This window comes from Ancylobacter dichloromethanicus (assembly GCF_018390645.1).
Classification (GTDB): Bacteria; Pseudomonadota; Alphaproteobacteria; order Rhizobiales; family Xanthobacteraceae; genus Ancylobacter; species Ancylobacter dichloromethanicus.
In genome coordinates this window covers 120,060-143,699 of record NZ_JAHBGC010000011.1, presented here as the reverse complement: position 1 = coordinate 143,699, position 23,640 = coordinate 120,060, and the positions used below count along the sequence as shown (strand labels likewise).

The 23,640-nt window shown below is 67.4% G+C and carries 24 protein-coding genes; 8 read left to right on the top strand and 16 right to left on the bottom strand.

Features of this window, described 5'->3' with window-relative positions; all coding sequences use genetic code 11:
• Positions 1-69: 69 nt before the first annotated feature.
• Positions 70-1,032, bottom strand: a complete 963-nt coding sequence (locus tag KHC23_RS06320; protein ID WP_213370590.1) for a DMT family transporter — start codon at positions 1,030-1,032, stop codon at positions 70-72.
• A 106-nt stretch (positions 1,033-1,138) separates the two neighbouring features.
• The gene (gene tlpA / locus KHC23_RS06315) at positions 1,139-1,933 is read right to left on the bottom strand and encodes a thiol:disulfide interchange protein TlpA (RefSeq protein ID WP_246544297.1); all 795 of its coding nucleotides are present in this window, start codon (positions 1,931-1,933) and stop codon (positions 1,139-1,141) included.
• A 26-nt stretch (positions 1,934-1,959) separates the two neighbouring features.
• Here tlpA and argH point away from each other — a divergent pair, with 26 nt between their 5' ends.
• Positions 1,960-3,342 (top strand): argininosuccinate lyase, encoded by a 1,383-nt coding sequence (gene argH, locus KHC23_RS06310; RefSeq protein ID WP_213370588.1) that lies wholly within the window; start codon positions 1,960-1,962, stop codon positions 3,340-3,342.
• 220 nt (positions 3,343-3,562) lie between these two features.
• Here the strand turns inward: argH and KHC23_RS06305 are convergent, their stop codons facing one another.
• From KHC23_RS06305 to KHC23_RS06290, 4 genes are all read right to left on the bottom strand, one after another.
• On the bottom strand, positions 3,563-4,234 hold the full coding sequence (locus tag KHC23_RS06305) for an amino acid ABC transporter permease (protein WP_213370587.1): 672 nt from the start codon (positions 4,232-4,234) through the stop codon (positions 3,563-3,565).
• A gap of 13 nt (positions 4,235-4,247) precedes the next feature.
• Positions 4,248-4,919 carry an amino acid ABC transporter permease gene (locus tag KHC23_RS06300; protein WP_213370585.1) on the bottom strand — a complete coding sequence of 224 codons (672 nt, stop codon included), beginning with the start codon at positions 4,917-4,919 and terminating at the stop codon, positions 4,248-4,250.
• A 12-nt stretch (positions 4,920-4,931) separates the two neighbouring features.
• Positions 4,932-5,708 (bottom strand): amino acid ABC transporter ATP-binding protein, encoded by a 777-nt coding sequence (locus tag KHC23_RS06295; RefSeq protein WP_213370583.1) that lies wholly within the window; start codon positions 5,706-5,708, stop codon positions 4,932-4,934.
• Between the two features lie 72 nt (positions 5,709-5,780).
• Positions 5,781-6,632 carry a substrate-binding periplasmic protein gene (locus KHC23_RS06290; RefSeq protein WP_213370581.1) on the bottom strand — a complete coding sequence of 284 codons (852 nt, stop codon included), beginning with the start codon at positions 6,630-6,632 and terminating at the stop codon, positions 5,781-5,783.
• Between the two features lie 301 nt (positions 6,633-6,933).
• Between KHC23_RS06290 and KHC23_RS06285 the strand changes: the two genes are divergently transcribed.
• The 3 genes from KHC23_RS06285 to KHC23_RS06275 all read left to right on the top strand — a co-directional run bounded on the left by KHC23_RS06285 (position 6,934) and on the right by KHC23_RS06275 (position 8,721).
• Complete coding sequence (locus KHC23_RS06285) at positions 6,934-7,716, top strand: SDR family NAD(P)-dependent oxidoreductase (protein ID WP_213370579.1); 783 nt, start codon at positions 6,934-6,936, stop codon at positions 7,714-7,716.
• A 63-nt stretch (positions 7,717-7,779) separates the two neighbouring features.
• The gene (locus KHC23_RS06280; RefSeq protein WP_213370577.1) at positions 7,780-8,169 is read left to right on the top strand and encodes a Rid family hydrolase; all 390 of its coding nucleotides are present in this window, start codon (positions 7,780-7,782) and stop codon (positions 8,167-8,169) included.
• Between the two features lie 27 nt (positions 8,170-8,196).
• Positions 8,197-8,721, top strand: coding sequence for a hypothetical protein (locus KHC23_RS06275; RefSeq protein WP_213370575.1), 525 nt, complete (start codon positions 8,197-8,199; stop codon positions 8,719-8,721).
• Positions 8,722-8,794: 73 nt separating this feature from the next.
• On the opposite strand, the gene KHC23_RS06270 is transcribed toward KHC23_RS06275, so the two are convergent.
• The 9 genes from KHC23_RS06270 to KHC23_RS06230 form a co-directional block, all read right to left on the bottom strand.
• Complete coding sequence (locus KHC23_RS06270; RefSeq protein ID WP_213370573.1) at positions 8,795-9,679, bottom strand: hypothetical protein; 885 nt, start codon at positions 9,677-9,679, stop codon at positions 8,795-8,797.
• A gap of 6 nt (positions 9,680-9,685) precedes the next feature.
• Positions 9,686-10,399, bottom strand: coding sequence for an SDR family oxidoreductase (locus KHC23_RS06265; RefSeq protein ID WP_213370571.1), 714 nt, complete (start codon positions 10,397-10,399; stop codon positions 9,686-9,688).
• 17 nt (positions 10,400-10,416) lie between these two features.
• Positions 10,417-11,697 (bottom strand): acetoin dehydrogenase dihydrolipoyllysine-residue acetyltransferase subunit, encoded by a 1,281-nt coding sequence (locus KHC23_RS06260; protein ID WP_213370569.1) that lies wholly within the window; start codon positions 11,695-11,697, stop codon positions 10,417-10,419.
• A 30-nt stretch (positions 11,698-11,727) separates the two neighbouring features.
• A complete protein-coding gene (locus KHC23_RS06255) occupies positions 11,728-12,702 on the bottom strand; it encodes an alpha-ketoacid dehydrogenase subunit beta (RefSeq protein ID WP_213370567.1) in 975 nt (324 codons plus the stop codon).
• A 1-nt stretch (position 12,703) separates the two neighbouring features.
• Entirely contained in the window at positions 12,704-13,684 is a 981-nt protein-coding gene (locus KHC23_RS06250) for a thiamine pyrophosphate-dependent dehydrogenase E1 component subunit alpha (protein ID WP_213370565.1), read from the bottom strand.
• 95 nt (positions 13,685-13,779) lie between these two features.
• On the bottom strand, positions 13,780-14,676 hold the full coding sequence (locus KHC23_RS06245; RefSeq protein ID WP_213370563.1) for an ornithine cyclodeaminase family protein: 897 nt from the start codon (positions 14,674-14,676) through the stop codon (positions 13,780-13,782).
• Between the two features lie 8 nt (positions 14,677-14,684).
• On the bottom strand, positions 14,685-15,932 hold the full coding sequence (locus tag KHC23_RS06240) for an NAD(P)/FAD-dependent oxidoreductase (protein WP_213370561.1): 1,248 nt from the start codon (positions 15,930-15,932) through the stop codon (positions 14,685-14,687).
• A gap of 31 nt (positions 15,933-15,963) precedes the next feature.
• Positions 15,964-16,701: an SDR family oxidoreductase gene (locus KHC23_RS06235; protein ID WP_213370559.1), complete on the bottom strand. Its 738-nt coding sequence runs from the start codon at positions 16,699-16,701 to the stop codon at positions 15,964-15,966.
• A 240-nt stretch (positions 16,702-16,941) separates the two neighbouring features.
• Positions 16,942-17,622: a GntR family transcriptional regulator gene (locus KHC23_RS06230; RefSeq protein ID WP_213370557.1), complete on the bottom strand. Its 681-nt coding sequence runs from the start codon at positions 17,620-17,622 to the stop codon at positions 16,942-16,944.
• Between the two features lie 236 nt (positions 17,623-17,858).
• Here KHC23_RS06230 and KHC23_RS06225 point away from each other — a divergent pair, with 236 nt between their 5' ends.
• The 4 genes from KHC23_RS06225 to KHC23_RS06210 all read left to right on the top strand — a co-directional run bounded on the left by KHC23_RS06225 (position 17,859) and on the right by KHC23_RS06210 (position 22,698).
• Positions 17,859-18,647 (top strand): aspartate/glutamate racemase family protein, encoded by a 789-nt coding sequence (locus KHC23_RS06225; RefSeq protein ID WP_213370555.1) that lies wholly within the window; start codon positions 17,859-17,861, stop codon positions 18,645-18,647.
• Positions 18,648-18,688: 41 nt separating this feature from the next.
• A complete protein-coding gene (locus KHC23_RS06220) occupies positions 18,689-20,011 on the top strand; it encodes an NAD(P)/FAD-dependent oxidoreductase (RefSeq protein WP_213370554.1) in 1,323 nt (440 codons plus the stop codon).
• A gap of 85 nt (positions 20,012-20,096) precedes the next feature.
• Entirely contained in the window at positions 20,097-22,142 is a 2,046-nt protein-coding gene (locus tag KHC23_RS06215; protein ID WP_213370552.1) for an oxidoreductase, read from the top strand.
• A 13-nt stretch (positions 22,143-22,155) separates the two neighbouring features.
• Positions 22,156-22,698 (top strand): hypothetical protein, encoded by a 543-nt coding sequence (locus KHC23_RS06210; RefSeq protein ID WP_213370550.1) that lies wholly within the window; start codon positions 22,156-22,158, stop codon positions 22,696-22,698.
• A gap of 95 nt (positions 22,699-22,793) precedes the next feature.
• Here KHC23_RS06210 and proC read toward each other — a convergent pair whose 3' ends face one another.
• Positions 22,794-23,618: a pyrroline-5-carboxylate reductase gene (gene proC, locus KHC23_RS06205; RefSeq protein ID WP_213370548.1), complete on the bottom strand. Its 825-nt coding sequence runs from the start codon at positions 23,616-23,618 to the stop codon at positions 22,794-22,796.
• Positions 23,619-23,640: the final 22 nt, after the last annotated feature.

Here is a 23,640-nt window from a genome sequence, read left to right as displayed (position 1 = left end):
GGCCGGCACCTCAGCATGACGGGGGGACAGCGCTCACGGCGCGACCCGTTGTGGCGGAAATACCGCCCCCTACCCCATCTTCCCCCTCACCCACCGCGCCGGCCTTCCGTCGATCGCCGCCAGCCCCAGCGCGATGATGGCGAAGCCGGCGAATTCGCGCGGCTCCAGCGCCTCGTCCAGCACCAGCGCGCCGAGCAGGATCGCGCTCACCGGCACCAGAAACGTCACCAGCGAGATGTTGGTCGCGCCATTGCGCCCGACGATGCGGAAATAGAGGATATAGGCGAGGCCGGTAGAGAGCACGCCGAGGCCGAGCAGCGCGCCGATCACCGGCAGCGAGGGCGCCGGCAGCAGCCAGGGCCGGTCGATCAGCGCCACCGCCGGCAGCAGCAGCAGGCTGGAGCTGGCGAGTTGCGCCATGGCGATGCCCAGCGGCGGCAGATGGCGGAAGCGCCGGGAATAGACGGCGGCGAAACCATAGGACACCGTCGCGCCGATGGCGGCGAGCTGCGCCGGCAATTGGTGGCCGCCGAGCTGGCCGAGCAGCGCCGGCCCCATCATGACGGCGACGCCGAGAAAGCCCAGGCTCACCCCGACGAGCTTGCCGACGGTGAATTTCTCGTCATGGGTGAAGGCCTGCGCCACCAGCACGGTGAACAGCGGCGTGGCGGCGTTGAGAATGGAGGAAAGCCCGCTCGGCAGGTGCTGCTGCGACCAGGCGATCAGCCCGAACGGGATGATGTTGGCGATCACCGCCAGCACCATGAACTCAGCCATCAACCGCCGGTTCAGCGGCAGGTGGACGCCGCGCGCGCGGGCGATGACCCACAGCGCCAGCGCGCCGATGGCGACGCGCGTCAGCACCATGGTGAGCGGGGGAATTTCCGCGATCGCCACCTTGCCGAAGAAGAAGGAGCCGCCCCAGATCAGCCCCAGCAGCGCCAGCGCGCCCCAGTCGGACGGCGCCATCGGCAGGGGGCCGGCGAGCGAGGTGGCGAGCCCGGTGCGGTGGACGGGGCTCGACGCGGTCATGGCACGCTCCTGCGGGTGGGAGCGGCCTTTTAGTCCTTCCCGAGCGCCGGCGCCACCCGATTCGGACGCGCGCCCGCGGCGCCGTGGCGCCGTCCTCGCGGCGCTCTCATCGCGGCGGCGTCGTCGCCGCCTCGGCCAGCGCCGCCTGCACCAGCGCCTTGGCGTCGGGGCTCGCCCATTCCGCCGGGCCGGCGATATGGCCGATCTCGCAGCCCTGCGCATCGATCAGCATCGTGGTGGGCAGGCCGAAGCCGCGCCCGACCACGCGCAGATCCTGGAACGCCTGCGCCTTCGGGTCGGTGTAGAGGGTCAGCGTCTTCAGCCCGGTCTCCTCGAAGAAGGCCTTCGGCTTGGCGGCGTCGCGGGTGTCGATGTTCACCGTCACCACCTCGAAGCCGGGCGCGTCCGGGCCGCCCTCGCGGCCGAGCGCGGCCTGCAATTCGTCCAGCGCCGGCATCTCCTTGCGGCACGGCACGCACCAGGTCGCCCAGATGTTCACCAGCTTCAGCCCGTCGCCGCCGACCTGCGACAGCCGGGTCGGCTGGCCGTCCGGGCCGAGAAAGGCGAGGTCGGGGATACGGGTCGGCCTCTCAGTCGGGGTGAAGGCGGCGAGTTCGCCGGTGGCGAGCGAGGCGAGGCGCTTGCCGGTCTCACTGGCCACACGACACTCATCGTCCACCTTGCCGGGCTCATCGGCCACATCGGCCACGCCGGCGGGCGGGGACGCGCCGGGTCCGGTGGCAATGGCGTTGCGCGCCCCGCCCCCGATCCCGTATACGCCTGCAAGCCCGGCAGCGGCGCCCGCCACCAAGGCGGCCGCCAGGATGAGGGCGAAGCGGCCGGTGCGGCGCGGCGAACCTTCGCCCGTCGGTCCGCTCGCGTCCTCAGGTCGTTCGGTCATGGCCGTCCTCGCGGAGAAAGTTAAGCATGAGCAACAAGATGTGGGGCGGCCGTTTCGAGACCGGACCCGACGCGATCATGGAGGAGATAAACGCCTCCATCGGTTTCGACCAGCGCCTGTACGCGCAGGACATCGCGGGTTCGAAGGCGCATGCCTCGATGCTGGCGGCCCAGGGGATCATCGACAAGGCTGATGCCGAAAAGATCGTCGCCGGTCTAGACACGATCCTGTCAGAGATCGATTCGGGCGATTTCACCTTCCAGCGGGCGCTGGAGGACATCCACATGAACGTGGAATCCCGCCTCGCCACCCTGCTCGGCCCCGCCGCCGGCCGCCTCCACACCGCCCGCTCGCGCAACGACCAGGTGGCGACCGATTTCCGGCTTTATGTGCGCGACACCATCGACACCCTCGAAGCGCAGATTCTTGATCTGCAGCAAGCACTTGCCGAGAAGGCGCTGCTGCATTCCGGCACCGTGATGCCCGGTTTCACCCATCTGCAGACCGCGCAGCCGGTTACCTTCGGCCACCATCTGCTGGCCTATGTCGAGATGCTCGGGCGCGACCGCGGGCGCTTCAACGACGCGAGGGCGCGGCTCAACGAGTGCCCGCTCGGCGCCGCCGCGCTGGCCGGCACCTCGTTCCCGATCGACCGCTTCGCCACCGCCAGGGCGCTCGGCTTCGACCGGCCGACGGCGAATTCGCTCGATTCCGTGTCCGACCGCGATTTCGTGCTGGAAACGCTGGCGGCCGCCTCGATCTGCGCCATGCACCTCTCCCGCTTCGCCGAGGAGATCGTGATCTGGACCTCGCCACTCACCGGCCTGATGAAACTCAGCGACCGCTTCACCTCCGGCTCCTCGATCATGCCGCAGAAGCGCAATCCGGACGCGGCCGAGCTGGTGCGTGCCAAGATCGGCCGAATCGCCGGTGCTTTCAATGGCTTGCTGATGGTGATGAAGGGCCTGGCGCTGGCCTATGCCAAGGATATGCAGGAGGATAAGGAGGGCACGTTCGACGCCCTCTCCACACTCTCGCTGATGATCGCGGCGACCAGCGGCATGGTCCGCGACATGGTGCCGGACGAGAAGCGGATGAAGGCGGCGGCGGGTTCCGGCTATTCCACCGCCACCGACCTTGCCGACTGGCTGGTGCGGGTGCTCGGCCTGCCCTTCCGCGAGGCCCATCACGCCACCGGTCGCATCGTCGCTCTCGCCGCCGCCAAGGACGCACCGCTGCACAAGCTCAGCCTCGCCGAGATGCAATCGGTCGAGCCGCGCATCACCAAGGACGTGTTCGGCGTGCTGTCGGTGTCGAAGTCGGTGGCGAGCCGCGTCTCCTATGGTGGCACGGCGCCGAAGAACGTGCGCAGCCAAGCCAAGCGCTGGCTCAAGCAACTGGCGAAGTAGCCGGGCTCCGGCCTCCATTTCCTGAGGAAATGGGCCGGGAGCCTTTATGCACCCGCGTCGTCCCGGAGCGGCCGCAGGCCACGTCCGGGACCGTGACGATGATGTCGAGGGCCATCCCGGCCCGCCGCTTCCGATGGCGGCCGGGAGAGCCATCTTCCGGGGAGCTTGTCGAACGGGGGCCAGCCATTTTCGAGCAAACTGGGTCCCCCTCCGCCTTGGCCTACAGCCGCATGCGGCTGAGATAGCTGCGTTCATAGAAGGTGACGGTGCGCGTCACCGAAAAGGCAATCACGAAATAGATCAGCGCCGTGGCGGTGAGTATCTCGATCGGACGGGCGGTAGCGTCGGCGATCATCTGGCCCTGATACATCAGGTCCGCCATGCCGACCGCCGAAACCAACGCACTCTCCTTGAACAACGTCACGCAGTTGGAAAGCAGCGTGGGCACGGCGCGCATCACCGTCTGCGGCAGGATCACATAGGGCACGCTCACCCGCGCGGGCAGGCCGAGAGCGACGCAGGCATCGCGCTGCTCGGAGCCGATCGCCTTGAGCGCCGCGCGAAAGCTCTCGCTGGAGATGGCTCCCATATAGAGCGACAGGGTCAGCACGGTGGAGAAGACGTTGCCGAGTTCCATCCCGAGGAGCGCCGGAAGGCAGAAGAAGAACCAGAACAGCTGGATCAGCACCGGTGTGCCGCGGAATATCTCCACATAGACGGTAGCGATCACTTTCAAGACCGGGTGGCCCACCTGCCGCACCACGCTGACCAGGAAGCCCAGCGCGAGGCCGAAAGCAAGACCGACCGCCGTGAAGTACAACGTGTTGCCGAGGCCGATGAACAGCGCCAGGCGGTAGTCCCATAAGAAGCCGAGGGCGGCGGTGATGTTCATGTCGTCCTTCCCCTCAGGCCAGGCGCGAGCGCAGGCGCCGCTCGCACAGGCCGACGACCTGCGAGAGGGGGACCGAAAGCGCGAAGTAGATGAAGGCGACCGTCGTGTAGATTTCGATCGGGCGGTAGGTCTGGGTGGCCAGCGTCTTGCCTTCATACATGAGATCGGCAATGGCCACGATCGCGACCAGCGAGGTCTGCTGCAGCAGGCCGATGGTGTTGGTGAGCAGCACCGGAATCGCCATCAGCACCGCCTGCGGCAGGATCACGTAGATCGTCTTTTTCAGTGGAGACATGCCGAGCGCGGTGCAGGCGTCGTAATGCGATGAGGGAATGGACTGGATGGCAGCGCGATAGGCCTCCGCGTTGAAGGCGGTAATGTTCATGCCAAGCGCCAGTATGGCCATGTAGAACGGATCGTAGAAGACGCCGAAGAAGAACGGAACGCAGTAGAATATCCAGATGATCTGCACCAACGCCGGCGTGCAGCGAAACAGTTCGATGAACGCGACGGCCACCCAGCGCAGCGGCGCGATCCGGCTCATCACCATCTGGCAGACCACAAACCCGCCGACGAGGCCGATAACGGCGCAGATCGCGGTGAGCTGGAGCGTGACCGAAAGCCCGGCCATCAGCGGGTCCCAGTTCGCGGTGATGACCGAGAAGTCCCAGGTATAGCGGCCCATCGTCTCGACTCCTCAGGAAATGGTCTCGACGTGAAGAACCTTCTTCAGGAAATCCGCCGTCCGCGGTTCGCGAGGATTGGTGAACATCGTCGAGGGCGGCGCGTCCTCGATGATCCGGCCATCGGCGGAAAAGATGACCCGCGTGGCGATGCGTTTGGCGAACCACATATCGTGGGTGACGATCATCATCGACATCTTCTGCTCGGCGAGCTCGAGCATCAGGCCCTCCACCTCGGTGACCAGCTCGGGGTCGAGGGCGGAGGTCACCTCGTCGAACAGCATGATCTTCGGATCGAGCAGCAGGGCGCGGGCAATGGCGACGCGCTGCTTCTGCCCGCCGGAGAGCATTCCCGGAAAGGCCCCGGCCTTGCTCTCCAGGCCAAGCCGCCCCAGCAGCTGCATGGCGCGCTGCGTCGCGCTCGACCGGCTCTCGCCGCGTGCGCGCATCGGCGCCAGGATGAGGTTGCCGAGCACGGTGAGGTGCGGGAAAAGGGTATAGTGCTGAAACACCATCCCGACCTTGTTGCGGACCGGGATGTCGACGAAATTGTCCTTGTGGGATTTCGGGTTGGCTTCGATGTAGCGCACGCCTTCGAGTTCGATACGGCCATGGTCGATCTTCTCCAGGCCCATCACGCAGCGCAGCAGCGTGCTCTTGCCGCTGCCGCTCGGGCCGATGACGACCACACGCTCACCGGCTTCCATCTGGAAATTGATGTCGTCGAGGACGACCAGATGCCCGCCGAACGACTTGCGCAGGCCTTGCACGTTCAGGAAGCTGGACGACATGCCGACCCCTCTTTCTCATGTTGAGAGACGGACGGCACCTCCGGGCGCCGTCCGCTCCAAAAGCACTTCAGTTCACTTCGCGCCGGCGAGATACACTTCGCTCCAGTGCTTCAGCGATTCGTCGACGACACCGAGCGACACCTTCTCTTCCAGGAAGATGTTGAGCACCTGGATGTCATGATAGGTCAACTGCGGCGGCAGGCCGAAGGAGATGCCCTGCTTCATCAGCGCGGGGTGGGCCTCGAGAAGACCGACCTTGTCCGAATTGGCGGTCTGCAGCAGCAGGTTGGTGGTCGAGTCGGCGCCAGCGACGTCGACGCGGCCGGAGAGCAGCGCGAGGTTGAGGCCGTTGGCGTCCGGCAAGCGAACGATCTGCGCCTTCTTGAAGCGCTCGGTGACCTTGTGGTCCTGCGCCGAGCCGGACATGACGCCGATGCGCATGCCGGGCACATCGAAGGTCGAGAGATCGGCGGCCGGGTTCTTGGTCTTCTCGCTCGCCAGCAGATAGGCGAAGTTCATCTCGTCATAGCCGGCGATGCCGCTGTAGTTGATGACGAGGGCGCGGGCCGGGGTCCGGTTCAGCGCCGGGGACATGTCCCACTTGCCCGCCTGCAGGCCGGCGACGATGTTGTCCCAGGTGGTATCGACAAACTCGACCTTCACCTTGAGCACGTCGGCGAACTGCTTGCACAGGTCGAGATAGGCGCCGCCATACTCGCCGGTCTTCAGGTCCTTCATGACATAGGGCGGGGAGATCGCCGAGGCGCAGCGCAGCACGCCGCGCTTCTGCACCTCCGACCAGTAGCCATTGGCATGGGCGGGCGCCGCCTGCAGCCCGGCGACGATGGCCAGGCCGAGGGCGGCCGCGCCGATGCCACGCGTGCCGAGCCGTGCAAACTTCTTCCAAACGCGAGCTAAAGTCATTTGTGTTCCCCTTTGTGGATGCCGAAATGCGCGCGTGATGTCCGTTGCAGGCGGACGATCAGGTTTCGATGCTCTTTTTGTTATATCGTATAAATCTTACGCGCCCTGTCAAACAGAGATTTGGCGACAAGACGGCACTTCGGAAACATCCATCTAACCATTTGATAAATATGAAATATAATGAACTTCATTGCGTCAACACACGTTCCCTTCGGCCGGGCGCCGCCGGGGAATGTCTCGGTTTGCCCTTGCCTCCATCGGCACTTATGTAATTTGTTATATAATCATGGAGGATCCAGACATGCAGCGTCACAAAGGCCGGCGGGTGTTGATCACCGGAGCCGGGAACGGCATCGGCGCGGCGACGGCCCGCTTCTTCGCCGGCGAGGGCGCCCGTCTCTATCTGATTGATAGCGACGCTGAGGCTCTCGCCGCCGGCCTTGCCGGCCTGCCGGGGGGAACCGAGGCCTTGAGCCGTGCCGCCTCCGTCACCGACGAGGTGGCGATGGCCGCCGCGGCCGACGAGATGGCGGCGGCGTTCGGCGGCATCGACGCGGTGGTGAACTCGGCCGGCGTGGTGGTGGTCGAACCGGCGCTGGAAGCGCGAACCGACACCTTCCGTAAAGTACTCGACGTCAACCTCGTCGGCACCTGGATTGTCTGCCAGGCCGCGGCGCGCCACATGGCCAGGGCCGGAAGCGGTTCCATCGTCAACATAAGCTCCGTCTACGGTTTCCAGGGCGCCCCCAACCGCACCGCCTATTGTGCGTCCAAGGGGGGCGTGGTCAATCTCACCAACTCACTGGCGGTGGAATGGGGCCCGCTCGGCATCCGGGTCAACAGCGTGGCGCCCACCGGCACCCGCACCCCCATGGTTCAGGACCTGATCGACCGCGGCATCTACGATGTCGACGCCGTCTCGCGCCGCACGCCGCTGCGCCGCATCGCCGAGCCGGAGGAGATCGCCGCCGCCTGCGGGTTCCTCGTCAGCGACGAGGCGCGCATGACCACCGGCCATCACCTCGGGGTCGATGGCGGCTGGCTCGCCAATGGCTTCCTAACGGCACCCAGCGCGGCCGTCTGATCGTTCGGCAAATTCTTCCACGGGTCCTCGCCTGAGGGCCACCTTCTCCATGGAGAACCCCAAATGGTAAAGCGTCAGAACATCTCCTCCGGCTCGCAATTCGAGCAGCTTTACGGCTATTCCCGCGCCGTGAAGGCCGGCGACACGCTGTATATTTCCGGCACCATCGGCATGGACTATGCCGCCGGGAAGATGCCCGAGGATGCGGTCGGCCAGGTGCGCCAGATCATCAAGAATTTCGAGCTTCCGCTGGCGGCCGCCGGGGGATCGCTGAAGGACATCGTGCAGATCACCACCTATGTGTCGGCGCCGGAGATCTTCAAGGAGGTCGGCCCGGAACTCGGCGTGATCTTCAAGGACGTGCTGCCGACCAACGCCGCGCTGGTGGTGGCCTTTCCGGTCCCGGGCGTGCTGGTCGAGATCGCGGCGACCGCCGTGATCGGCTGCGAGTGATCGGCTGGGAACGGACGGAGACGGATCATGTGTCAGTCCTGCCATTCGGGCCTGCCTTTGCGTTTCGAGGTCGTCGACGAGGCCGGCATCGTCGCCGCGGCGACCGCCGCCCATGAGAGCGGGCAGGCCTGGCACTTTCACGTGCTGGCGCCCGGCTGCACCTTCAGCCCGAAGCCCGGTGCCTACACCTTCCTGCTGGAGCTGACGGACGCGAAGCGGGCGCTCTGCGCCTATTATGACGACAGGCCGACGGCGGTGAACAAGCAGTTGCTGCCGCTGCTGCATGGCGTCGACGCGCTGGCCGAGAAGAAGGCCGGCGCCGGCCTCTCCGACGAGGACGAGGCGCTGCTGGCGACCATCGAGGCGGCGGCCAAGGCCGGCACCGGCTGGCACCACCATATGATGTTCCCGGCCTGCGGACTGAACACCTCGGACGGCAAGTGGCGGCTCTTCGTGGAGATCGCCGGCAGCGAACCGAAGCTGCGCGACTATGCCGAGGAGCCCTCGCTTGTGCTCAACCGCATCGAGCGCCTCTATTTCGGCCTCACCTGACCGCGCGCCACGAATTGAAAACGGGCGCCTCCCATAGGGAAGCGCCCGTTCTCGCCCGCAGGAGCGCGTGGGCTCAGCGCAGATCCTGCCGGGCAAGCGCCGCAAGGGTCGCCTCGTTGAGGGCGTTCCAGGGAATGAAGGTGTCGAGCCAGGCGGCTGCGCGGCCGGTGAACAGCACCAGTTCCTCGATCAGATCGTCGATATCCTCCTCGCCGAGCAGCGCCTTGGCGTCGTCGAGCACCTTGCCGATGGCGTGCAGGGCGCAGAATCCGTCGATCCGGGCGTTGAAGGCATCGATGAGGAAGGCCAGCACGCCGGCGCGCTCGCCCGGGCCGATGCCGCAAGCCGGGCTGCGCAGGCGCCAGATCAGCTCGTGCAGCTTGCGCAACTCGCCTTCCGCCATGGCAAGCGGGCCGTAGGGGATCATCATGCCCTGCCGGCGCAGCAGCCCGAGAATCTCCTCCGGCGGCGCCTGCCACATCGCCTTGCGCGCCGTGCGCAATGCGTTCAGCCCGGGCGAGGCGAAGGGCTTTTCCGGCAAGGCCAGCGCCAGCGCCGCCGCGTCGGCGGTGAGTTCGGCGCGGAGCGGCTGCTGGCCATGGTTTTCGACCACGCGGCGGCCGTAAGCCTTCAGCCAGCCGATATCGCCGGTGAGCCGGCCGAGCACCGACACCTGCGCTTTCTCAGCCTGCAGATCGCCATAGATCAGCTCCAGGAACTGGCGTTCCGGCCAATAGAGGAAGGTGCCGGCCGGCAGGGTGAGGATATCGGCCGGCTTCTCGATGTCGGCCACGACAGGCGCGTGCCAGAAGATGTGCTGGCCGGCGATCTTGGCGCAGTGGATGTCGAGCGTGGCCGGCAGATGGGCGATGACCTTGCCGATCGTCACCGGTGCGAACTCGGGATAGAGCTCGATCTCGTGCGCGACCCCGTCGAGGGTGAAATAGAGCGAAGACATGTGAAATTACCCCTTGGAGAAATGCGCGCCGCCGACGACCTGCCGGGTCGGCATCATCTCGATGGTGCTGAGGTCGACGCCCGCCGGGCTGTCCAGAATGTGCAGGATGGTCGCGGCGACATTGTCCGGCTCAAGACATTGATAGCCGTCGTAGAACTCCGCGTCCGCGCCCAGCTGTTCATGGATGCCGGTCCGCACCCGGCCGAGCAGAATCTCGCTGACGCGGATGTGGTTGTCGCGCAGATCCACCCGCAGATTGGCGGACATCGCGTGCATCGCCGCCTTGGTGGCGCTGTACAGCGCCGGGCCGGTGCCGGCAACCGTGCCGCAGATCGAGCCCAGCAGCACGATGGTGCCGGCATCGGCCGCCTTCATCGCCGGCACCACGGCGCGCAGCACGTTGACGGTGCCGAGAATGTTGGTGACGACCAGCTTCTCGGCGACCTCGATCGGGGTCTCGTGCAGCGCAAGCTGCGGGCCGAGCAGGCCGGCGCCATGGACCAGCACGTCGGCTTTTTCCACGGACAGCGCCGCGAGGGTCGCCGCCGCATCGCAGATGTCGAGCGTGCGGGTGCGGCAGCCGGTGCGGGCGGCAAGCTCGGCGAGGGTGCCCGCATTGGTGCCGAGGGCGAGCGTGTCATAGCCGGCCTCGCAGAGCCGCGCGACGATGACGCGGCCGATGCCGCCGGTCGCGCCGGTCACAATCGCTGTCGCTCGCATGTCGCCTCCGCTCGGCTTCACCCCGCGCTGCGGGCGTTCTGTAGGACCAGCCGCGCGACCGTCGCGGCAGCTTCGACATGGGGCATGTGCCCGACATTCGGAAGCAGGTGGATTCCCGCCTGCGGGCCGGTGCCGAGAGCATGGCGCATCGGAATGATGCGATCGCCTTCGCCCCAGATGATCTTCTGCGGCACCGCGACCCGGCGCAGGGCGCAGCGCATCTCCACCGCCTGCGTGCCGTCCGGGAAGATGCGGCCGGCCAGAGCCGCCTGCGCCTGCCGAAGCGCGTCGCCGCGCCCGTTCAGCGCGGCCTGCACATAACCGGGGGTCACGATGGTCGGGTCGGCGAAGAGGCGCAGCAGCCACGGCTTGAGGCTTTCCGCCCGCGTGGCACGGCAGAAGCCGCTGATGAAGTCACCGTCGATGTCGGGGCCGAGGCCCGCCGGCGCGATCAGGGTGAGCGAAAGCGGGGCCAGCCGGCCCGCCTCCGCCAGGGCGATGGCAACCGCCCCGCCGAGGGAATGACCGACGAGATGGCATTGCTCGATGCCCGCCCCGGCGAGTGCCCGCGCCACCGCAAAGGCGAGGCCCTCCAGACTGCCCGCCCCGTCCATCGCCGGCGAACGGCCGTGACCGGGCAGGTCCACCAGCACGGCGGGAACCTCGACGCCAAGGGTCGCCAGCAAGGGCTGCCAGGAAAAGCTGTCGGCGCCGAAGCCGTGCAGGAACACGAACGGCGTGCCCTCCCCGCTGCCGCGGCGGGTGAGGCTGACGCCGGCGCTCACGGAGGCGCTCGCGGTCGTGCCGGCTACTGGCCTCTCGGCAGGCACAGCGACGACGGCGTCGACGTCGCGCAGCTTGATCCGGCCTGAGGGGCTCGAAGCGACAAGGCCGGCGAGGTCGATGCCCCGGCTGGCCGCGACGCGGCGGGCAAGCGGGGACGCGTTGATCCGCTCCCCCCCCGCCGCGGCGACGTACGCCTCAGCGGGCACCGCAGCAGGGGGAGCGGCAGGAGGAGCGGTCTGCGCAGCGCTCACCGCCGGGGCCGCCGTGTCCGCGCCGTCCTCGCTCAGGGTGCCGAGCACCGTGCCGATGGCGACCTCCTCGCCGATCTGCGCCCGGATGTCGCTGAGAATGCCGGAGACCGGGGCCTCGATCTCGGTGGCCGCCTTGGCGGTCTCCACAGTGACGACGAGTTCGCCTGCCTTGACGCTCTCGCCCTTCTTCTTGTGCCAGGCCACCACGACGACGGATTCCATATATTCGCCGCCAGCACCGACGACGGTGATATCGGTCACGGCAAGATCCTCCCCTTCAAGACCGCCCCCTCATTTCAGCGTGGCGCGGGCGGCATCGGCGATGCGCGCGGCGTTCGGCAGGACGGCGAGTTCGAGCGGCTCGCTGTAAGGCACCGGCATGTCCGGCAGGGTCACCCGCGCCACCGGCGCATCGAGGTCGTCGAAGGCGAAGTCCATGATGGTGGCGGAGAGTTCGGCGGCATAGCCGCAGAAGCGCCAGCCCTCATTGACCACCACCGCATGATGGGTCTTGGCGATGGAGGCGGTGATGGCGTCGAGATCGAGCGGGCGCAGGGTGCGCAGGTCGATCACCTCGGCGGAAATGCCGTCCTGCGCCAGCAATTCAGCCGCCTTCTGGCTCTCCAGCACCATGCGCGAGGTGGCGAAGATGGAGATGTCGGCCCCCTCGCGCACCGTCTTCGCCTTGCCGATCGGCACGGTGAAATCAGCGTCGTCGGGCACCTCGTCGCGCAGATTGTAGAGCAGCTTGTGTTCAAGGAAGACCACCGGCTGGCTGTCGCGAATGGCCGATTTCAGCAGCCCCTTGGCGTCGGCGGGGGTCACCGGCGCCACCACCTTGATGCCGGGAATGTGGGCAACCAGGGAATCGAGGCTCTTGGAGTGCTGGGCGCCCGCCCCCGCGCCGCCGCCGCCCTGGGTGCGCAGCACGAAAGGCATGGTCACGTTCGGCCAGAGATACTCGTAGATCGACGCCTGGTTGATCAGCGCATCGAGCACCAGCGGCATGAAATCGGCATACATGATCTCCAGCACCGGGCGGGTGCCGGTCATGGAAGCGGTCACCGCCATCGCAGCCAGCGTCTGTTCGGAAATCGGCGTGTCGCGCACCCGGCTTTCGCCGAATTCCTCCATCAGGCCCTTGGTGACCTTGAACACCCCGCCATAGCGGGCGATGTCCTCGCCGAACAGGAAGACGTTGGAATCGCGCTGCATTTCCTCGCGCAGCGCCCGGTTCAGCGCCTCGGCATATCGCATCATCGCCATGTCAGACAGCCTCCGGCGCGGTGGCATAGGGGGAGCTGCGGGTGAACAGCTCGAAGCTCGGCAGCGGGGCGGCGAGGGCCTCCTCGACGGCGGCGTCGACCTCGCCGGCGGCCCCGGCCTCGACCGCGTCGAGGCGTTCGGCCCCGACCGCGTCGAGAAGCGCCCGGCGGCTCACCGCTAGGGGATCGCGCCGGCTCCATTCGGCAAGGTCGGCCGCGCTCTGGTAGCCGCCCATGTCGGAGGTGGAGAAGCCCTGCATGCGGTAGGTCTTGGCCTCGATCAGGCTCGGCCCCTCGCCGCGGCGGGCGCGCTCCACCGCCCGCGCTGCGGCCCGGTACATCGCCACCGTGTCGTTGCCGTCGACAATCTCGGCCGGCATCGCATAGCCGGCGGCGCGAATGCTCAGATCCGCCACCGGCGACTGGACGCTGTGGTGGACGGTGAGACCGAACTGGTTGTGCTCGAGGATGAAGATGACGGGCAGCTTCCACAGACCGGCAATGTTCATCGATTCATGGCAGATACCGGTCTGGGCGGCGCCGTCGCCGAAGAAGCACATGGCGACATCGGCCGTTCGGCGGACCTGGATCGACAGCGCCATGCCGGTGGCGGCCGGGATGGAGCCGCCGACGATGGCGTTGCCGCCGATCATCCCCTTGTCCCTGTCACCGATCAGCATGTGGCCGGCGCGCCCGCCGCAGGTGCCGGTGGCGCGGCCGAGAATCTCGGCGGCCACGCCGCGAATGTCGACGCCCTTGCCGATGTAGTGGGCATGGCCGCGATGGGTGCTGGTGACGAAATCGCCGGCGCCCAGCACCGCGGTCGCGCCGACGCCGACGGCTTCCTGCCCGTCGCAGCGGTGGATCGGCCCGCGCGTTTTGCCAGCCTTGTGGAGTTCGCCGAGCCGCTCCTCCAGCCGGCGCACGACGGCCATCTTGCGATGCATCTCAAGCTGTTCGTCGGTGGATGGCGAATTCTTCATCTGCGAACCTCCGATGCCGTCCTGACATCGTTACACGATATATGTTGTAACATTTTTACTGACAAGTCGACGCCCTTGCAGCGGACATCCCCCGATCAGCCGTTGAGGGCGCCGAGCACGAGGTCGGCCGCGACGGCGTCCTCAGTGGCGATGCCGACGGAGATGAACACCGTCGTCCTGGCGATATCGACCTCGGCCGTGCCGGCGAGCACCTCGCCGAGCTCGGCATGGATGCTGGCGCCGGACAGCAGGATGTTGCCAGATTCCTGGCTTGCCGCGTCCCGCGATTCCACCAGCACGACATTGTTCATCACGGCGTCGTCGAGTTCACGCCCGTCGAGGCCATTCCAGCCGACCGCGCTCACATGGGCGCCGGGCTTGAGCCATTCGCCCTTCACCACCGGCTCGCGGGCGGAGGTGGTGGTGGCGATCACGTCGGCGCCGCGCACCGCGTCTTCGGCGCTCGCATAGGCGGTGGCGCCGATCTCGGCGGCAAACGCCTGCGCCTTCTGGAAGTCGCGCGCCCAGACGCGGACCTCATCGAACGCGCGCACCCGCCGCATGGTCTCATAGTGGCCGCGGGCCTGGATGCCACTGCCGATGATGGTGAGCACCCGCGCCTGCGGGGCGGCGAGGCGCCGCGCCGCCATGGCCGAGACGGCGGAGGTGCGCATCTGGGTGATATAGGTGCCGTCGAGCACGGCCCGGGGCATGCCGGTCCAGCGGTCGAACACCACCACCACGGCATTGTGGCTCGGCAGGCCCCTGTCGTGATTGCCAGGATAGTTGCCGACCAGCTTGACGGCGAAGACGTCGGTCACCGCCGGCATCAGGCACATGTCGCCGCCGGCCTTCTCGTCGATCACCCGCATCCGCACAGGCTGGATCGAGGCGCCGGTGGAAAAGGCGATGAGGGCCTTTTCCATGGCGTCGATCAGGGCGTCGATGTCGAGCACGGCGGCGATCTGGTCTCGGTCGTAATAGGGGAGCATCGCGTCCTCTAGAAGCGGGCGGGCGAGAAGGGTGTGATGTCGATCGGCGGCATGCGGCCGGCGGCGATATCGGCGACGATCGCGCCCGTTATGCAGCCGCTCGACATGCCGACATGCTGGTGGCCGAAGGCCAGGATGATGTTCGTTGTGCGGGTCGAGCGCCCGATCACCGGCAGCGCATCGGGCATGGAGGGGCGAAAACCCATCCAGGTCGATGACGGCGCCTCCCGGATATCCGGCAGGAAGCGTCTGGCGGTGCGGTCGAGATAGGCGTGGCAGGCCGGATTCGGCGGCTTGTCGAGGCCCGCCAGTTCCACCATGCCGGCGCAGCGCAGCCCATCGCTCATCGGCGTCATGGCGAAGCCGGCAGTGGCGCTGGAGCAGGTGCGGCTGATGATGCCGGCCTGCTTGCCGAACATGACATGGTAGCCCCGCTCGGTCTCCAGCGGCAGTTTCTCGACCGCGCCGCCGAACAGACGGCGCGCCTGCGCGCCGGCGGCGAGGACGGCCTGGTCGTAAATTCCGTCCTGCGTGCCGGCGACGCGGATCCTGCCGTCCGGGCGGGCGTCGAGCGTGCGCACCTCGTCGCGCAGGAAGCACCCGCCATTGGCGCGGAAATGGCGCACGAGCGTCGCGCAGACCTCGACCGTGCTGAGGTAGTGCAGGGCCGAATGGAAATACAAAGCCCGGACGAAGACGGGCGCCAGATTGGGCTCCAGCCGCCGGATTTCGGCGGCATCGATCTCCTCGACATCACCGGCGAGCCGCTTGTAGAGCGTGACCTCGCCGGCGCTGGAGTGGTACGCCGCCTCGCTCTCATAGAGATGCAGATAGCCGCCGCCGCGCATCAGGCGGTCGGCGCCGCTCTCGCGGAAAAGCGGCAGCGCATGGTCGAGATTGCGCGACAGCAGCGTGTGCATCGCCTGCGCGATGCGTGTCACTTCCGCAGGGCGGCAGTGGGACAGGAACGACAGCAGCCACGGCAGCATGCGCGGCGCGTAGCCCCAGTCGATGCTCAGCGGCGAGCCGGACGCGAACAGCAGCGGCAGCAGCCGGCGGGGGATGGACGGGCTGTTGATCGGCACGAAGGCGTGGGGCGCCAGCGCCGCCGCATTGCCGAAGGACGCGCCGTGGCCCGGCTCGTCGCGGTCGATCAGTGTCACGGCGAACCCGGCCCTCTGCAGGTAGAGAGCCGACGAAATGCCGACAATGCCCGCACCGATGACGGCTATCTTCTGCTCACCCGCTGCCGGCATGCGCGCCCCCGCCCTTCCGTTCCGCCGCGGCTCACTTGCCGAGCTGGCGGTTGAACATGCGGGTGCCGCCGACGACCTGATGGGTCGGCACCACCTCGATCTGCGAGACGCAGACATGCGGGGGCGTGCCGAGCACATATTCGATCGCGTCGGCGATGTCGGTCGCCTTCAGGCACTCGTAGGGGTCGTAGAGCAGGGCATCGGATTTGGAATGGTCGCCGTCGAACATCTCGGCATGCATGCCGGTGCGAACGCGGCCCGGACGGATTTCGGTCACCCGCACATCGGTGCCGAACAGTTCCATGCGCAGATTGGCGCTCATATTGTGCACCGCGCCCTTGGAGGCGCTGTACATCGGCTGGCCGGCGGAAGGATAAGGCCCGGCGAGCGAGCCGAAATTGACGATATGGCCGCGATTGCGCTCCACCATGCCGGGCACGGTGGCCGAGAGCGCGTTGTGGATGCCCATCACGTTGACGTCGAGGATGCGCTGGGCCGACGCGGTGGGCACCGAATAGAGCGTGCCGGTGACCCCGAGCACGCCGGCGGCGTTGATCAGTATGTCGATCGGCTGGCCGGAGAAGGTGCTCTTCATCCCCTCCGAGTCGGTCACGTCCATGAACACGGTCTCGACCTGGTCCAGGCCCTTGAGCGCATCCAGCCCGGCCTGGTCGTTCGACAGCGCGATGGTGTGGACGCCATGGCGAGCGAGCATGCGAACCATCGCCGACCCCAGACCGCCGCTGCCGCCCGTGACCAGAGCGCGCATTCCCTTCTCAAGCATGGAGAACGTCCCTTTCACGTGACCCGAACCCGCAACGATGTTATTTGTTATATCAATGCGTCGTCAAGCGTCGATTAGGGGCGCGCCACAGCCCGGGCCCGCCGTCAGATGGCGGATCGGCGCGAGCGAAGGCGTGCCTTCGCCGGCCCCGGGGCGGCGCCGCGTGTTCGGCTCGGCCAGATTTGCCAGAAGGGCGCGCGCGGCGATTCCATCGCGCGCCGCGCCTCATTCCTCGTCGCGCACGGCCCGATAGAAAGCCTGCGAGGAATACTCGATGTCATGTGCGATGGCGTCGGCCACTGCCTGCGGATTGCCCTCGCGCACCGCCCGAATAATGGCGATGTGATTGAGGATACCGTCATCGGTATTGGAGAACGCCGGATAGATCGATTTGATATAGGAGCCGGTCCGCAGCCAGCAGCTTTCGATCATCTTCACCAGAAGCGGCATTTTTGACGCTTCGTAAATGGTGAAATGGAATATCCAGTTGAGCTCTGTCAGCAACGTATAGTCTTTTTCGCGGTTTGCCTCGATAAGCCTATCGTTTATAGAGCTTATTTCGATGATCTCGTCGCGCGTTATGTTGGGCGTCGCCTCGCGGGCGGCCAGGCTTTCCAGGGAACAGCGGATCTTGACCAGTTCGCCGATCTTCTCCTTGTCGAGGCGGGGAATGTAGATCGAGCCATTCCCCCCCAATTCCAGCACCCCTTCGGCGGCCAGGTTGAACAGTGCTTCGCGCGCGGGCGTCAGGCTGACGCCGAGCGAGCCGGCCACCGCGCGCAGGGTCAGCTTCTCTCCCGGCTTGAACAGGCCGGCCATGATCGCGTGCCGCAACTGGTCACGCACACGCACGCCGAGTGTCTCGCTGCGCTGGAAAGGAGAGAAGTTCGCAAGAGCCTCAACCATCGGTGCGTCCCTGACCGGTTTCCTCGTTTGTTATGATATGCATCAAGCGCGTCAAACTCATACCCTTCGCTGCACATTCCGCGAACCGGGACACGGATTTTAGCCGCTGTCCTGCGGTTACTGTTGCAATAATTTTATAACATATTACACTTTACCGCAGTCGTTGCCAAGAACGGCGCGCGTCGCGCAGAATCGGTCGCGTCGCGGCCGTCGTCCCACATGAAGGGTGTGGTTGCATGAAACTCTGCTGGATACATCCCACCACCGCCAACGACGCCCTTGCCCCGCTGTGGGAAAAGCTGGACGCGGCCGTCCGCCCGGCGCTGGCTGCGGGCACCGAGCTTGAATTCCGCTTCCTGCCGAAAAGCGGCAACTTCGTGCGCTCCGCCTATGCCGAGCACATCAATTCGGTGCACATCGTCGAAGCGGCGCTGAAGGCGGAGGAGGACGGCTTCGACGGCGTCTTCCTCGGCTGCTGGAACGACCCGCTGTGGGAGGCCCGCGAGGTGCTCTCGGTGCCGGTCGGCTCGGTCAGCGAGCAGTCCATGCTGGCGGCTCTCGCCATGGGCAAGCGGCTCGCCGTCGTCACCGTCTCGCAGAAGACCACGATCGCGATCGAGAACGACCTGCTGGCCTATGGGCTGCGCGATCGCGCCATCGTGCGCCCGGTCCGCACCATCATGCCGGAATCCGACGCGGGGCTCCTGCTCGGCGCCGTCGCCGATCCCCATGCCGCGTTCATTCCGCGCCTCGAGGAAGTGGCGAGAGGCTGCATCGCCGATGGCGCCGACATCATCCTCGTCGGCTGCGCCTACTACGGCCCGCTGCTGCGCCTGAGCGGCTACACGGAAGTGCCGGGCACCGGCGTGCCGGTCATGGATTCCTCGACCGTGGCGCTCAAATATCTTGAGACCATGACCGACATCGCGATGAAGCTCGGCGCGGTCAAGAGCACCCGCCTGCAGTTGCGCGCCCCGCCGCGCGAGGCGCTGGACAATGCGCGCCGCAGCCTGTCGCTGATCTGAAACCCAAACTCCCGAACGTCCAAACCCAGGTGGGCCGTCTCATGACGCTGGCCAGTCCGATCGACAGCAAACTCAAGGGCGTCGTCTGGAAACGGACATTGAGGGAGACGGCGCTCACCTTTCCCGCGCTTGCCGGCGAGGAGAGCGCCGACCTCGTGGTGGTCGGCGCGGGATTCTGCGGCCTCAACGCGGCCCTCGCCGCCGCCCGGGCCGGGCAGAACGTCGTTCTGATCGAGGCCGGCGTCGTCGGCAGCGGCGCCTCCGGGCGTAATGGTGGCTACAATGTCCCCCATTTCCCCGGCGCCATGACCCCCTCGGCGGTGGAGGCGATGATCGGCCCGAGGAAGGGGCGCGCGCTGTCCGAGCTGGTGCTCGGCGGTGCCGAACAGGTGTTCCGGCAGATCGACAGCTACCAGATCGCCTGCTCGCCCGTGCAGCACGGATGGGTGCAGCCGGCGCATTCGGAAGCTTCGCTCGCCAGGGTCAGGAAGGCCCATGACGAGTGGAAGGCCTGGGGCGCGGACGTGACCTGGCTCACGCCTGGCGATCTTTCGGCCCGCCTCGGCGCCGCTGGCTATATCGGCGGCTGGTTCAACCCGAGCGGCGGCACGGTGAACCCCTACGGTCTGACCATCGGCCTGGGGCGGGCGGCGACGCAGGAGGGGGTGCGCATCTTCGAGCACAGCCCGGTCGACGGCATCGAGGAAGGCCCCGGCGGCATCACCGTCAAGGCCGGCGCCGGGCGGGTCCGGGCCCGGCGCGTCATCGTCGCCACCAATGCCTATACCGGCGATTTCCTTCCCGAGGTGCAGCGCGCCACCGTACCGGTTTATCTCTATCACGCCGCCACCCCGCCGCTGAGGGCGGAGCTGCGAGCCTCCATCCTGCCCGGCGGGGAATGCTTCACCGACCTGCGCAAATCCGGCGGCTTCGGTCGGCTCGACGATGACGGGCGGCTGATTTCCGGCGGTGCGGTGTTCGCCTTCGGCGACCGGCAGGCCTACGGGATCGCCCATGCGAGGAACCGCATGCGCCAGCTCTTCCCCCAGCTGACCGAGGCCGACACCGCGTTCGAGGATTATTGGGAAGGCTATTGCGCCGTCACCGAAAGCTACCTGCCGCACGTCCAGCGGCTCGGCAAGGAAGTGTTCGCGGTGGTCGGCTTTTCCACCCGCGGCGTCAATCTGGCGCAGAATCTGGGCCGTCTGGTCGGCGAGTTCGCCGCCGGCCGGCGCGGGCTGGACGAGGTGCCGGTCGCGGTGGTCGAGCAGCGCCGCGACATACCGATGTGGGCGCTGAAGGTCCGGGCCGCCCGCCTCGTCTTCCCCTTCTATCAAGCCAAGGACCGGCTCGGCCTGAGCTGAGGCGGTTCCTTCGGCTCCGCCCCGTCGGCGCCCGGGAGCGCGGACGATGGCGGGGTTCTCGTCTTCCGGCCGATCGGAGCGCACCATGGCCGCCTATGACGTGCTGTTTCAGCCGTTGCAGATCCGCAATCTGACGATCCGCAACCGCTTCCTCTCCACCAGCCACGAGCCGGGCTACGTGCTGGCCGGCGACATCACCGACCGCTACATCGCCTATCAGGCGGAAAAGGCGAAGGGCGGCATCGGCCTGACGCAGTTCGGCGGGGCGACCGCCGTCTCGGCCGAGAACTCGTTCTATTACGGCCAGATCAACGGCTCGGTGGACAAGGTCATCCCGCAGTTCCGCAAGATGGCGGCCGCGATCCACGCTCATGGCGCCCATTGCACCGTGCAGCTGACCCATGGCGGGCGGCGCGAGCGCTGGGACCTCACCAACTGGCTGCCCACCTTCTCGGCCTCGCCGCTGCGCGAGATTATCCACGGCACCTTTCCGGCGACCATGGAAGATCACGACATAAGGCGCACCATCGAGAACTATGTCGCGGCGGCGACGCGGGTGCGCGAGGGCGATGTCGACGGTGTCGAGATTTCCTGCCAGGCCGGCACGCTGATCGAGCAGTTCTGGTCGCCGGCGATGAACCACCGCACCGACGGCTATGGCGGCCCGCTGGAAAACCGCATGCGGTTCGGCCTCGACATCCTCGAAGCGGTGCGTCGCCGCCTCGGCGACGACTACGTGATCGGCATCCGCATGCCGGGCGACGAGATGCTGAAAGGCGGCCTCACGCAGGAGGACTGCCTCACCATCGCCTCCACCTATGCCGGCTCAGGCCTCATCGACTTCATCTCGGTGGTCGGCGGCCAGGCCTCCGACTACAAGTCGGAAGCGCGCATCTGGCCCACCATGTGGGTGCCTTCCGCCGCCTGGCTGCCGCTCGCCAGGGCGATCCGCGACGAGGTGCAGGGCAAGGTCAAGATCTTCCACGCCACCCGCATCACCGATGCCGCCACCGCCGAGCACGCGCTGAAGAGCGGCGCCGTGGATATGGTCGGCATGACCCGCGTCTTCATCGCCGACCCGCATTACGCCAACAAGCTCAGGGCCGGCGACGAGGAGAACATCCGCCCCTGCGTCGGCGTCGGCTACTGCGTCGACCGCGCCATTCGCGGCATCGACGCGCTGTGCGCCCACAATGTCGCGACCTCGCGCGAGGCGACCATCCCGCAAGAGGTGCGCCCCGCTGCGGTGCGGAAGAAGGTGGTGGTCGTCGGCGGCGGTCCGGCCGGCATGGAGGCGGCGCGGGTGAGCGCGCGGCGCGGCCACCAGGTGGTGCTGTTCGAGGCGGCAGGCGAGCTTGGCGGCCAGTTGCTGCTGGCGGCGCGGGCGACCTGGCGGCGCGAGATCGCCGGCATCACCGCCTGGCTCGCCCGCCAGCTGGAGCTCCTCAAGGTCGATCTGCGCCTCAACACCTATGCCGAGGCCGGGGACGTGCTGGCCGAGGCGCCGGACGCGGTCATCATCGCCACCGGCGGCCTGCCCAATCTCGGCCGCTTCGAGGGCCTGGAACTCGCCGTCTCCGCCTGGGACGTGCTCTCCGGCCAGGTGGCGGTGGGCGGCGCGGTGCTGATCGCGGACGAGAACGGCACCGCCTCGGTCGCCTCCACCGCCGAGTTCGCCGCGGCAAGGGGCGCGAAGGTGCGCATCGTCACCCCGGATCGCGAGTTCGGCCGCGAGATCGGCGGCACCAATCTCGGCGCCCATATGAGCGAGCTCTACAAGCACGACGTGGCGATCGAGACCGACACCCGCCTCATAGCCGTTCGCCGCCAGGGCAACGGGCTCGTCGCCACGGTGGAGAACACCTACAGCGAAAAGCGCCGCGAGATCCCGGTCGACCAGGTGATCGGCGACAATGGCACGCTGCCGAACGACGACGTCTATGTCGCGCTGAAGCCGCTCTCGCGCAATCTCGGCGAGGTGGACCTGCGGGCGCTCGCCGATGCCCGCGAGCAGTCGATTGTCAGCAACCCCGAGGGCCGCTTCGTGCTCTACAAGGTCGGCGACGCCTGGTCCTCGCGCAATCTCCACGCCGCGATACTCGACGCCGCGCGGCTCACCCACCCACTGTGAAAGGAGCGCCGCCATGAGCGAGACGCTGACACATGGCGACGTCACCTACCGCGTGATCGCGCTCGAACGCTGCCTGCCGCTGGTCGAGGGCCTTGTTGCCGCCGGCAGGAAGTGGCACTCGCACGTGCTCTCGCCCGGCTGCGCCTTCAACCCCTATGACCGGCGCTACGCCATCGTCGTCGAGGACGATGCCGGGCACATCGCCTATATCGCCCCGTCGGACGGTTTCCCGGAGGTCGACAAGACCTTCGTGAAGATGCTGCATGGCGACGACATTCTCGACGAGCACGCCGCACGGGCCGCCGACCCGGCGGAAGCCGCCGGATCGGCGCTGCTGGCACGGCTGCGCGGGATCGACGCGCAGGGCGTGCACTGGCATCACCACATGAACTTCCCCGCCTGCGCCCTCAACCCGCATCGCGGCCGCTGGGCGATCACGGTGGAGAGCGAGAACGGCACCTTCTCGGAGAGCTATGACGCCGAGCCCAAGGCGGTGCTGCGCGAGATCGAGGTGCTGTACTTCCGCAATCTCGCCGCCCGCACCGCCGCCGGCTGAAGCTGCGTCACGGCACTTGCGTCAGGCAATATCCTTCAGCGCGGCGTCCGCCTGCGGGTGCCGCGCCGGATGAACAATCGGTTGAGGCTGTACGGCTAGAAGCTGCCGAGTTCGATCGAGCGCCGGCGCGCGGCGGCGACCGCGCGGGCGACCACGCGATCGATGCCGGCCTCGCCCATCAGCTCGGCGAGCGCGGCGGCGGTGGTGCCGTTGGGGCTGGTCACCTGCCGGCGCAGCGTCGCCGGATCGGCCTCGCTCTCGCGCGCCAGCCGCCCGGCGCCATAGACCGTCTGCAGCGCCAGCTCGCGGGCGAGATCGGCCGGCAGCCCCTCGGCAATGGCGCTCCGCTCAAGGCAGTCGATCATGTGGAACACATAGGCCGGGCCCGACCCGGACACCGCGGTCACCGCGTCCATCAGCGCCTCGTCATCGACAAAGCGCACCCTCCCGCTGAAGCCGAGCAGGCGCTGTGCCCGCGCCCGCTGCTCCGCCGACGCCGCCTCGTTCGCCACGCACACCATCATGCCGGCGCCGATGGCAGCCGGGGTGTTGGGCATGCAGCGGACTACGGCCGCTCCGGCCCCGAGCGCTTCCTCCATCCGGCGCACGCCGACGCCGGCGGCGACCGACAGCACCAGCGCCCCGGCGGCGGCGAAGCGCGCGACCTCGGACAGAACGGCGTCCATCTGCTGCGGCTTCACCGCCAGCACCACGACATCGGGTGTTGGCGAGGCGGGAACCGACGCGATATCGGCCAAGGTCACGGCGCCGAGGCCGGCGAGGCGCCGGCGCAGCGGTTCGGCCGGCTCGACCAGCCGGACGCCGATGGCACTGCCCTGCGACAGCCAGCCCGAGGCCAGTGCATGGCCCATATTGCCCCCGCCGATGAGCAGAACATCGACCTTCGCCCGTACCGTCACCTTCGCCTCGTCGTTAAATTCG